Source organism: Occallatibacter sp., assembly GCF_049802275.1.
Classification (GTDB): Bacteria; Acidobacteriota; Terriglobia; order Terriglobales; family Acidobacteriaceae; genus Telmatobacter.
This window is the reverse complement of the sequence record NZ_JBARMD010000587.1, coordinates 1-11696: the sequence shown is the minus strand read 5'-3', so window position 1 is coordinate 11696 and position 11696 is coordinate 1. Positions and strand designations below refer to the sequence as shown.

Annotated in this window: 8 protein-coding genes and 1 pseudogene; 8 read left to right on the top strand and 1 reads right to left on the bottom strand. The window is 57.0% G+C overall.

Features of this window, described 5'->3' with window-relative positions:
• Window positions 1-341: pseudogene (locus WA354_RS20055) on the bottom strand (hypothetical protein); the annotation flags it as partial.
• A 64-nt stretch (window positions 342-405) separates the two neighbouring features.
• Between WA354_RS20055 and WA354_RS20050 the strand changes: the two are divergent.
• From WA354_RS20050 to groL, 8 genes are all read left to right on the top strand, one after another.
• Entirely contained in the window at window positions 406-1860 is a 1455-nt protein-coding gene (locus WA354_RS20050; protein WP_472814792.1) for an N-acyl-D-amino-acid deacylase family protein, read from the top strand.
• 34 nt (window positions 1861-1894) lie between these two features.
• Entirely contained in the window at window positions 1895-3244 is a 1350-nt protein-coding gene (locus tag WA354_RS20045) for a GntT/GntP/DsdX family permease (protein ID WP_472814791.1), read from the top strand.
• Window positions 3245-3492: 248 nt separating this feature from the next.
• Complete coding sequence (locus WA354_RS20040) at window positions 3493-4428, top strand: glycosyltransferase family 2 protein (RefSeq protein ID WP_472814790.1); 936 nt, start codon at window positions 3493-3495, stop codon at window positions 4426-4428.
• Between the two features lie 163 nt (window positions 4429-4591).
• Entirely contained in the window at window positions 4592-5326 is a 735-nt protein-coding gene (locus WA354_RS20035) for a class I SAM-dependent methyltransferase (protein ID WP_472814789.1), read from the top strand.
• A gap of 2 nt (window positions 5327-5328) precedes the next feature.
• Window positions 5329-7083, top strand: a complete 1755-nt coding sequence (locus WA354_RS20030) for a glycosyltransferase (RefSeq protein ID WP_472814788.1) — start codon at window positions 5329-5331, stop codon at window positions 7081-7083.
• A 228-nt stretch (window positions 7084-7311) separates the two neighbouring features.
• Entirely contained in the window at window positions 7312-8826 is a 1515-nt protein-coding gene (locus WA354_RS20025) for an oligosaccharide flippase family protein (RefSeq protein ID WP_472814787.1), read from the top strand.
• Window positions 8827-9121: 295 nt separating this feature from the next.
• Window positions 9122-9433, top strand: coding sequence for a co-chaperone GroES (locus WA354_RS20020; RefSeq protein ID WP_348261603.1), 312 nt, complete (start codon window positions 9122-9124; stop codon window positions 9431-9433).
• Between the two features lie 132 nt (window positions 9434-9565).
• Window positions 9566-11236, top strand: coding sequence for a chaperonin GroEL (gene groL, locus WA354_RS20015; RefSeq protein ID WP_472814786.1), 1671 nt, complete (start codon window positions 9566-9568; stop codon window positions 11234-11236).
• Window positions 11237-11696 lie beyond the last annotated feature (460 nt).

Below are 11696 nucleotides of genomic sequence, written 5' to 3'. Positions count from 1 at the left end.
TGCGTATGCGCCACCTTTGCCTGGTGGGCGCTCGCCAGCGTGATGCCCCACGCCCCACTCTTCAATTGCATCTCAAAGAGTCGCGGCGCCATCGTCGTCTTCCCATGCGGCGCCAGCCGGACCTTGTATGCATCCATGAAGCGCTGCATCCATGCGAGATTGTGCTCGAGGCGATCGCGATACAGGACGGCAGACGGCAGGCTCAGGTCCTCGCGCAGAAGGTTCCACCCCAGGCGCACGATATCCTCAGCGGCTGTCGGCGAGTCCATCGTGCCGAGCCCCTTGTTAAGCCGGCCGATCTGGCGCTCCGACCGCGTCCTTGTGCTCTTTTCGCGAATCATCACACCTCGCCGCTGGGCGTCTTCTCCTGCCCGCGACCATAGTCTATATTCTGAGTCAGTCCAGATGCTGAATTGCGACACGCTCATACGAAATGCAAGAGTGCTCGACGGCAGCGGAAGCGACGCACAACTGCTCGATGTCGCCCTGCACAACGGCCGCATAGCCGCGATAGACGTGCCTTTGAAGTGCCGCGCCGATCACGTAATCGAAGCCGACGGCCTCTGCCTGGCGCCCGGCTTCATCGACGCGCATACCCATGACGACACCAGCGTAATCGAAACGCCGACGATGCTGCCCAAGATCTCCCAGGGCGTCACCACCGTGATCGTCGGCAACTGCGGCATCAGTGCTTCGCCCGTGCGCCTCAAAGCCGATCCGCCCGATCCGATGAACCTGCTCGGCAAGCGTAATAATTTCCGCTACCCAACCTTCGCCCACTACCTCGCCGAACTCGACGCTGCTAGACCCGCCGTCAACGTCGCCGCCCTTATCGGACACACATCGCTTCGTAACAACCACATGGACCGTCTCGATCGCACCGCTACCGACGGGGAGATTCGGTCGATGCATGCCGAACTCACCTCGGCTCTCGCCGCCGGCGCACTCGGCCTCAGTTCCGGCCTGGCATATTCTTCGGCAAACGCCGCGAGCACCGATGAAGTGCTCGCATTGGCTGATGCTCTCATTGGCGCGAATGCCGTCTACGTCACGCACTTGCGCACGGAAACGGACGCGATCCTCGATGCCATGGATGAAGCCTTCCGCATCGGTCGCTCGAGCAGGTCACCTGTCGTTATTTCGCATCTCAAGTGCGCCGGCATCGCGAACTGGGGACGCAGCGGCGAAGTCCTCCATGCGCTCGAACAGGCGCGCACCAACCAGCATATTGGCTGCGACTGTTATCCCTACGCCGCTGGCTCCAGCACCCTCGACCTCAAACAAGTTGACCCACGGGTCGGGATCGGGATTACCTGGAGCACCGCCTACCCCGAAGTCGCAGGGCGTACTCTCGCCGACATCGCCGCCGAATGGGATATGAATCAACTCGATGCAGCCAAGCGTCTGCAGCCCGCAGGCGCCATCTATCACAGCATCGATGAGGACGATATGCGCCGCATCCTCGCGCACCCTGCCACGATGATTGGCTCGGACGGCTTGCCATGGGACAAGCATCCTCATCCCCGCCTCTGGGGAGCGTTTCCCCGCGTGCTGGGCCGCTACTGCCGCGACGAAAAGCTGTTCACGCTTCCGCAGGCCATTCACAAAATGACCACCATGCCCGCCCGACGCTTCGGTCTCGCCGAGCGCGGAGCTATCGCCGAAAACCACTGGGCAGACCTGGTCCTCTTCAATCCCGACACGATCCTCGACACCGCGACATTCGCCGACCCGATCCGTGCGGCCCAGGGCATCGAATGCGTCTGGGTAAACGGCACGCTGTCGTACACTGCTCAAGGACTCACCGGAAACCGCGCAGGCCGCTTCCTTCCAGGCAGCGCGACCCAGTGGCTCCAATGAAGCGCGCAGTGATCTCTCGAGAACTGGCCAGCCGATGATCGATCCTCACAGCATCTTTCTATTGCTCACCGCACTCGGCGCTGTCGTTGGAATCGTCCTGCTCGTCACCGTTCTTAAGCTGAATCCATTTCTTAGCCTGCTGCTGGCTTCTCTCGCGCTCGCCATCGTCTCAGGAATGCCACTGTCAGGTGTGGTCCACTCATTTGAAGCGGGCGTTGGCGGAACACTTGGCCACATTGCCGTTGTGGTTGCGCTCGGCACCATGCTCGGCAAAATGATGGCGGAATCCGGCGGAGCCGACACGGTCGCGCTCACACTGATTCGCGTCTTCGGCGAAAAGCGCGTTCCCTGGGCCATGATGTGCATCGGTCTCATTGTTGGCCTTCCCGCTTTCTTCGAAGTCGGATTCGTGCTGCTCATTCCCATCGCCTTCACCGTCGCTCGCCGCACCGGAACCCCGTTGATCCGCGTCGCCCTGCCGCTGGTCGCCGCTCTTTCTGTCGATCACGGCCTTGTGCCCCCGCATCCCGCAGCGCTGCTTGCGGTGAATACGTACCATGCTGATGTGGGCCGCACCATTCTCTACGCCCTCATAATCGCAATTCCTACCGCCGCGCTCGCGGGACCATTGTTTGCGAAAGTCATCGGCCCCTGGATCAAGATGCCTGCCGAAAATCCCATGGCCGACGACTTTGCCGATCACAACCCGGACCGCAAATTACCCGGCTTCTGGCTCACCATCGGCAGCATCCTTCTTCCCGTCGCCTTGATGCTCATCGGCAGTTGGGCCGACGTGTTCGCAGCAAAAGACAGTTTTGCCAACCAGGCAATCCGCTTCCTCGGCAATGACGACATTGCCCTCCTCATCGGAGTCCTCATCAGTTTCATCACGCTCGGCATCATGCGCGGCGTCACAAAAGAGACCATCCTGCGCTTCAGCAACGAGTGCCTCGCGCCTACCGCGACCATCACTCTCCTGGTCGGCGCTGGCGGCGGTTTCGGCCGTGTGTTGCAGGATAGCGGCGTCTCTCACGCCATGATCGATATCGCGATGCAGCGCCATCTACCGCTGCTCTTCCTCGCCTGGCTGCTTGCCGCCCTCATGCGCCTGGCCACCGGATCGGCAACCGTTGCCATGACCACCGCCGCCGGCATTGTTGCTCCCATCGCGTTGCAAACGCCGGGCGTTTCGCCTGAATTACTTGCCATCGCTACCGGCGCCGGTTCGCTGATCTTTTCGCACGTCAACGATGGCGGCTTCTGGCTGGTCAAGGAATATCTGAACTTAAGCGTCACTGAAACCATGAAGTCGTGGTCGATCTGCGAAACCATCATCTCCTTTGCCGGACTGGGCTTCGCCCTGCTAGCATCCCTGGCCATCTGATCCAACCTGGCCGCCAGGCCCACGCATCTTGAACAGAAGGCGCAAGAGCCGGCCGCCGGACAGCGCTCCACTCGGAGACAGATAGCCGAAGGGCCCTTCGGCTGGCACAACCTGCACCTGCAAGACCCCTTCATGATCTTTGAGATAATGGGATTGGGGAGGTTGTCTCCCCATCTCTTACGCCGATTGAAGAGCGCCGGGCATAGGCGCTTGAAGCGCGGTTGGAATTCGAACATGAGGTCTGTGGATTGAATGCTCCGGCGAGTGGCCTCGCGCACATAACGGTGAGCTCTGGCTGCAAGGAAGCGACCCTGACTGCAACGGTCGTTATCTGTACAAGAAACCGTCCCCAGGTTTTGAAGGAGTGCCTTCGGGGCGTTGCCCGGCTTGACCCCGGGCCCGACCATGTTCTGGTCGTCGACAACACCCAGGGCGACAAGGAAACAGAAAACGTGAGCCGCGAGTTCGGCGCGCGGTACATCTTCGAGCCGGTCCAGGGATTGAGCCGCACGCGCAACCGCGGACTCGCCGAGAGTGACACTGAGATCGTGGCCTTCCTTGATGATGATGCAATTCCCGCGCCCGATTGGCTCGGCATGCTCATGGAACCGTTCGCTGACGAAAAGACCGCGGCCTCTACGGGCAGGGTAATCACCCCAGGTTCCAACGGCGCCGGAGAGTTGGAGAGTCCGCGCGTTCTCAGCAATCGGGACCCACGCTGGTTTGAAATTGCCACCTTTGGCGGAATGGGCCTTGGCAGCAACATGGCATTGCGCAAGAGTGCATGCAGCGCGTCCCCGATGTTCGATGTACGTCTTGGCCGCGGCGCACCGTTCCAGATCGGCGAAGAGTCTTATGCCTTTGCTCGTTTACTCTCGAACGGTTTTAAGGCCGTTTACCTTCCCTCTGCCGTCGTCTTCCATCCGACCCTGAGCCGCGACACGGTCGAGAACGAAGCGCAAAACTCCATCACTTATTGCCTGCTGTTGTTCGCTGAATTTCCCGATCAGAGGATGAACCTCGTCCGGTTCCTTCTTCGCCGCATTCGCCGCAAACCGCTCGACTGGCCACGCGACCCTCAGGAACCCGGCGAGATCGTAACCAGCGGATGGCGCACACTGGTTAAAGCTTCGGTGAAGGGCCTCTGGCTCTTTCTCCGCACGCCAAAAACGAAGGAAAACTAGAAACATCAAGCTTGAACAGCCAAGCGTGCGACACACCTTCCCTACCCACACACTGCACTTGATAAAGCCGCTTCTGGCCAATCCACCCGTTACTAAAATTGGCGTTTGAGCAATTTCAATTTACCCTATAGTGTCTGATCACATTCCTTTCCAAGGAGCTGATTTGAGAAAACAAGGGACCCTCTATTCCGCGTATCGCACATCACGAGGGGTTCTGGAAAAGGTCCCGATCTTCCGAACAGCTATCGGCTACATGCTGGAAATCAAGAGCACCCTCGTCGACAGCAGCGAACGGAATCGTGCCGCGGTTGACGAGAATTTCCAGCAACTTGACCCCTATGGATTTGCTCGGGACCTCGAGCAGTTTCGCTTTCAACGGGCAATGGAGTTCCTTCGTATGGCAAAGCCTGAGGGCCTCTTTCCAAGTGCGCTGGAAGTGGGTTGCGCGGAGGGGATGTTCACGAGGATGCTCTCGGAGCGCTGCGAGAAGCTCCTCGCACTTGACCTTTCCCTGATTGCCCTCGAACGCGCAAAGAAACTCTGCAGCGATCAAAAGAACGTTGAATTTGCAGAATGGGACGTGCGCTGCGACCCAATCTCAGGAGCCTACGACCTGATTGTCGCCACAGGAGTGCTTGAGTATATCCTGCGCCCATCCATACTGCGAGATGCTTGTGAGAGGCTGACCACAGCGCTTAAGCCGGGCGGCTATTTTCTGGTTGGCAACACGGTCACCGACAACGAAGTAGAACATACCTGGATCGGGAAGCTGCTTATACGCGGAACCCTGATCAACGACTACATCAAGAAGGATCCGCGGTTTGAGATTATCGACGAATCGATTGATCAATGCGTGTGTCCGTTTGTCCATACGTTGCTGCGGAAGCGCCGCGATTGAACATGCAAGTCTCTGTAATTATCGCGACATATAACCGTTGCAAAATGCTGGCTCGCACGTTGCCACCCCTCCTTGCGCAGGACTTTCCCAGCGAAGATTACGAAATCATTGTTGTGGTTGATGGCTCTACCGATGGTACGACTGACTTGCTTCGGGGATTCGCGAGCCATTCCAATCTTCGCGTCATCGAACAGCAAAATCGCGGCCAGGCTGCTGCGATTAATGCGGGCCTTCGAACCGCCAAGGGCGAGCTGGTGCTTTTTCTCGATGACGACATTCTGTGCGGGCCTTCGGTCGTTTCTGAACACGCTCGTGCGGTGCGGAGTGAGCTTACGTGTCTTGCGTTCGGCCCGGTACTCGTGTCGCCCGATGATGGAGATCCACTCGCTGTTGACTGGGCGCGTTCATTTTGCGATGAGTTTTTCGAGAAGAAGGCTGCCGAGGAGCCGGAGACCGGCTGGTTCGGTTGCATGGCCTCAGCCAATTCATCGGCTCCCCGTTCCGTGATTCTCTCCATTGGGGGCCTGGATGAATCGTTTTCACGCGGAAACGATGTGGAGTTGGGATTTCGGCTGATGAGGGCTGGGTTTCGGTTTTCATATTTGCCTAACGCTCAAACTCATCAGATTTTCGCAAAGAAACCGAGCGATGTGGTTGAGGATGCTCGCGAGGAAGGCAACGCCGAGATCCGGCTTGGCCGAATGTTTCCCGAGTTGCGGCCTACTTCGCGTTTCGGAGGTGTATCGGCCAAACCTTGGTGGAAGCGGTCGGTCGCGCGAGCAGTCTCTACGGCGCCGGTCTCCGCTGAGCCCTTGTTGAGGCCGCTTACCTGGGGATTCTCAAAGTTGAGAGGTTTCCCTGGCTGCCAAAAAGCAGCGTTACGCCTCTTCTATACTCAACAGAACATCGTGGGCTATCGGAGTGCGGTGAAGATGACCGGTTCATGGCAGGCGTTGCGAAAAGAGTTCGGAGCGCGGCTTCCAATCCTGATGTACCACAACATCGGGCCACTCAGAGAAGGATTCGATCGTTACCTGACCGTCTCTCCTGAAATGTTTGAGCGCCAGTTACAGTGGCTCAAAAAGCATGGCTACACGCCAATTCATTCATCAGACTGGATCGCCTATCACCGTGACGGCACGACGCTTCCCGAGAAGCCAATCCTCTTGACCTTCGACGACGCGTATGCCGATATTGTCGAGTTCGGTCTTCCGCTTTTAATCAAATACGGTCTCACTGGAACAGTATTTGTGGTCTCGGATGAGATTGGTGGGACGAACAAATGGGATTTGCATCTCGGTTTGTCTGAGCAGCCGCTCATGTCAGAAAGCCAGATTCGTGAATGGGCTGATAAAGGAATCGAGTTTGGCGCTCACACAAAAACACATGCGGATCTAACTCTCTTGACGCCTGAGCAGATTGCAGAGGAAATGAGGGGCAGCCGCAAGCGCCTCGAAGATCTCCTTGGAGTTCCCGTTCCGAGCCTCGCATACCCCTACGGCTACTACACTGCGGCCGTGGCCGAAATAGCGCGCAGCCACTTTGACCTTGCTCTGACGTGCGACGAAGGCTTGAACTATCTGGGAACCGACTTGCTGCGGTTGCGCCGTGCCGAAGTAGTCCATTTCAGGACCCTGGGCGATATGAGGAGCATGGTTACTCTCGGATTCAATCTGATGAGCGTGGCATCGGACCGCGCGCGGCGAGTGGTCCGTCGAGTCGGCGGCCGGGTACTTAGAGCAGTCCATCTCAAATGAACCAGAGCTGAACCGAGCAGCCAAAAGCTGCCCGTCAAAGGCTCACGAAGGGTCGATGCCTTCTCACACTCCTTAATTTCAACCCCTCAAATGGGGCAACGGTCTGCTAACACTAAGTATGTCCCGGTGGGATTGCCCGTTTGGAAAAGTTCGCAGCAAAGCACGCAAGGACCCTCGACCGGTGACTTCGTCCGATCGTCATTTCGGACAGGAACTCTGGAATCCAACATGGATGAAGAGAAGAACAAGACGCCTCCGAGCACAACCGCACGAAATATATCCTGGAATTACTTCGGCCACTTTTGCCAGCTGGCTCTGAATTTTGGACTGACGTCCTTCGTTGTCCGGCGATTATCTGTTCCCGAATATGGTCTTTATCTGTTCGTCATTTTCCTGTCCACGACGCTCTACCTGCTTGATCTCGGCGTTTCCAGCGTTCTCGTCCAGGCGTATGTCGCGGCTTTATCCAGCCCTGAGAAGAACCGGCTTGGCGAATTGTTAACCACGGTGATTTCTGCATCGGCCGTGATAGGAGCAATTGGTGCAGTCATCCTGCTCGGAGTGTCTCTGGTTCTGCCCGGACCCTTCAACATCCCTCGTGAGTTTGTTCATGAAGCGTCGCTCATTTTTGTGGCCGCGGCTGGCAAGATTCTATTTGGATTCGTGAGTCTCGCATTCGAACCTCTCTATCAAGCAGCCAATCGATTCGATCGTGTAAATCAGATCGAACTCGCGGGCTCCGGTCTGATCTTTGTTTGCAGTGTGACAGTGCTCTCTTTGGGATACGGCATAGCAGCTTTGGCTGCAGTGCAATGTGCGGCGGGGGCCGTTCAGCTTCTTTTATCCTTCGTCTTCCTGCGCTCAGTGTTTTCAGTCCGCCAACTCCATCTGCGTCACTTTCGCTGGAGCATACTCAAGAACCTTTTTAGCCAAAGTAAATGGACCTTCTTAAACAACACATCGGCCTTCTTCTTTGAGGTTTTCATCTGGACGATTCTTGGCTCCTTCGGCTCAATGAGAGAAGCCGCCATCTTTGGACTCGCGTCCAAAATGCCAAATCATCTTTGGTTCCTGGTTGATCGTGGCGCCGCCGTCTGCTTGCCGTTAATGTCAGAGACGGCCCTGAATAACAACATCGATCGTTTGCGCAAGATCTACCTCAGCGCTCAGAGATTGGTTCTTGGTTTGGTTTTGCCTTTTATTGTGCTGGGCTCTGTCTTCGCGTACCCGCTAATCCAGATTTGGGCTGGAAAAGCCTATGCTGCATCCGCACTCGTAATGCAATGGCTGCTTTTGTCTGTTCTTGGACACGCATTTTTGTATACATCTGATCTGCTTCTCTACGCAGCGGGCCATTACCGAAAAGCCGCCCTGATCTCCGCGTCCGGCAGCATCGTCACCATCGCAGTAGCGCTCATTCTGGTACCCCGATATGGAGCAGCCGGCATGGCGTTCTCAATGGCGGTCGTTCAGCTACCGATCGTCTGTACCTGGTTCACGTTTGAGGCGTGCAAATACGCTCGCATTTCCTTTGGTCTCCTTGCATCTGAAATGCTGCGCGGACTTGGATTGCCAACCGCCATTCTTGCTTCTGGCATTTGGGTCGTCCTGGTATTCCGGCGAGAGATTTCATCCCTTTGGCTTGTGCTTGCCGGCGTTGCAATTGGGTGTTCCTACTTCGCCGCTTGGGGATTCCGCACCGCGCTACCCCTCTACCGTCAGGCGTCAGAAACGCCCAATTGATCGCAGAAGAGAACGGTATGTTTAGCTGCTCTCTTAGTGCAAGCTTGGCCCAATAAGACCGATCGCTAAACTTGAGCGAGTTTCACTCACATTTAACGATATCTACTTGACAAACTGCCCTATCCACTCCTATCTTTAGCAATTGGAAGTGGCGATTGCTAGCACATGCTCTATCAAAGTGCTTAAGTCGCTGAATGGCCTGCTTTTGAGGCCCGCTTTCCATAAGCTTTCACCCAAACTCAACCAGTCCGCGGCCGGCTTCCCGCCAGTCCGCGTGTGAAGGAGAAGCAAAGCAATGGCAGCAACATCGGTTACCACGACCTTCACTCCGCTCCACGATCGTATCCTCGTCCGCCGTTTGGAAGAGGGTGAAACAGTTCGTGGCGGCATCATCATCCCCGACAGCGCAAAAGAGAAGCCCCAGGAGGGCGAAGTTGTCTCGGTCGGCAAGGGCAAATCAAACGACGAGGGCAAGGTATTCCCTCTCGACGTCAAGGCCGGCGACAAGATCCTCTTCGGCAAGTACTCCGGCACCGAAATCAAGATCGACGGCGAGGAGTTCCTGATCATGCGAGAGGAAGAAGTCCTCGGCATCATCAAGAAGTAGGCGCGCTGCGCAGCCTCTAGCTACTAGCTTCCAGCTCCTAGCTAAAGGCATAACTGACAACACAAATTTTCTTGCTGCACAGACGCAGCTAGAAGCTAGCAGCTTGAAGCTAACAGCTACCTGGAGAGACAAATGTCAAAGCAGATTCTGCACGGTGAAGATTCCCGTCAGGCGATTTTGCGCGGCGTGAACACGCTGGCAGACGCCGTGAAGGCGACGCTGGGTCCCAAGGGCCGCAACGTCGTAATTGAGAAGAAGTTTGGTTCGCCCACCATCACCAAGGACGGCGTAACCGTAGCCAAGGAAATCGATCTCAAGGATCCTCTTGAGAACGTCGGCGCGCAGCTCGTTCGCGAAGTCGCTTCCAAAACCTCTGATGTTGCCGGCGACGGCACCACGACTGCAACCGTTCTGGCCCAGGCCATCTTCCGCGAAGGCGTGAAGACCGTTGCTGCAGGCGCCAACCCGACCGCTCTGAAGCGCGGCATCGACAAGGCCGTTACCGCCATCATCGGCACCCGCGACAAGGACGGCAAGTGGACCGAGGGCGGCGCTCTCGGCAAGCTGTCGAAGCCTGTTGACGAGGGTTCCGTTGCCCAGGTCGGCGCAATCTCAGCCAATGGCGACCAGGAAATCGGCGACATCATTGCTCATGCAGTGAAGGTTGTCGGCAAAGACGGCGTCATCACCATCGAAGAGTCGAAGACCATGCACACCGGTCTCGAGACTGTCGACGGCATGCAGTTTGACCGCGGCTACCTCAGCCCCTACTTTGTCACCGACGCTGAACGCCTCGAAGTGGTTCTCGAGGACCCCTACATCCTGATCTACGAGAAGAAAATCAGCGCGATGAAGGATCTGCTTCCCCTTCTCGAGCAGGTTGCTCGTGGCGGCAAGCCGCTGCTGATCATCGCCGAGGATGTTGAGGGCGAAGCTCTCGCCACCCTCGTGGTCAACAAGTTGCGTGGAACGCTGAACGTCGCGGCCGTCAAGGCTCCCGGCTTCGGCGATCGCCGCAAGGCAATCCTGGGCGATATCGCGATTCTCACCGGCGGCAAGGCCATCACTGAGGATCTCGGCATCAAGCTCGAAGGCGTCAAGCTCGAGGACCTGGGCAAGGCGAAGCGTATTACCATCGACAAGGACAACACCACCATCGTCGACGGCGCCGGCAAGGCTTCCGACATCGAAGGCCGCGTGAAGGAGATCAGGTCTCAGATTGAAAAGACCACCTCTGACTACGACAAGGAAAAGCTGCAGGAGCGGCTCGCGAAGCTGGTCGGTGGCGTCGCCATCATCAAGGTCGGCGCAGCCACTGAGACCGAGCTGAAGGAGAAGAAAGCTCGCGTTGAAGACGCTCTGCACGCAACCCGTGCAGCAGTCGAGGAAGGCATCGTCCCGGGCGGCGGCGTGGCCCTGGTTCGTGCCACCCCCGCAGTGCAGGCGCTCATCAAGACGCTGGAAGGCGACGAGAAGATCGGTGCGCAGATTGTGCTCCGCTCACTCGAAGAGCCTCTTCGTCAGATCGTTGCCAATGCCGGCGAAGAGGGCGCAGTCGTGGTTGCCAAGGTGCTCGAGTCCAAGGAACCGCACTACGGCTACAACGCTGCAACCGGAAAGTTCGAAGACCTGGTGAAAGCCGGCGTCATCGACCCGACCAAGGTTACCCGCACTGCCTTGCAGAACGCAGCTTCGATCGCCGGTCTGCTTCTGACCACTGAAGCACTGGTTGTCGAGATTCCGGAACCGAAGTCTGCTCCGGCAGGCGGCGGCCACGGCGGCGGCATGGACGGCATGTACTAAAGGACCATTGCTAGATAGAGCAGCAGAAGGACAAGAGCCTCCAGCTTCGGCTGGAGGTTTTTGTTGATATATTGTAATTACAATTGTATTATTGTGTATACATGTTTTCAAAGGAGGAGAAGATGGCCACCGGTGAACAGCTTGATCAGGATTTCACAATTGCGGACCGGATATGGATTGCAACCGCATTGCTCCATCTTGAAAATCCAATACGTCCCTCGTTCTCCAGGGACGAGATTCGCAGAAAACTTTCGGCAGAAGAACTCGACGAAGGAATAAAGTCGGGATCAATTAGCGCCCATCTGAGCGATCATCTTGTGGCGAACGTTCCCGCCTCATCAGGCAAATATCGCATGCTTTTTGAGGTCAGCCCTGGAAAGCTGCGACTCTTTCGCCCTGGCGATCTGACTCACCCTTCTCGATTGCAGCGTAGACGCCCCTCCAAAGCGGCACCTGCAAC

Bases quoted from the DNA above. Each gene is read 5' to 3' on its own strand.
- WA354_RS20050 (WP_472814792.1), top strand. From the start codon at position 406: ATGCTGAATTGCGACACGCTCATACGAAATGCAAGAGTGCTCGACGGC.
- WA354_RS20045 (WP_472814791.1), top strand. From the start codon at position 1,895: ATGATCGATCCTCACAGCATCTTTCTATTGCTCACCGCACTCGGCGCT.
- WA354_RS20030 (WP_472814788.1), top strand. From the start codon at position 5,329: ATGCAAGTCTCTGTAATTATCGCGACATATAACCGTTGCAAAATGCTG.
- WA354_RS20025 (WP_472814787.1), top strand. From the start codon at position 7,312: ATGGATGAAGAGAAGAACAAGACGCCTCCGAGCACAACCGCACGAAAT.
- WA354_RS20020 (WP_348261603.1), top strand. From the start codon at position 9,122: ATGGCAGCAACATCGGTTACCACGACCTTCACTCCGCTCCACGATCGT.
- groL (WP_472814786.1), top strand. From the start codon at position 9,566: ATGTCAAAGCAGATTCTGCACGGTGAAGATTCCCGTCAGGCGATTTTG.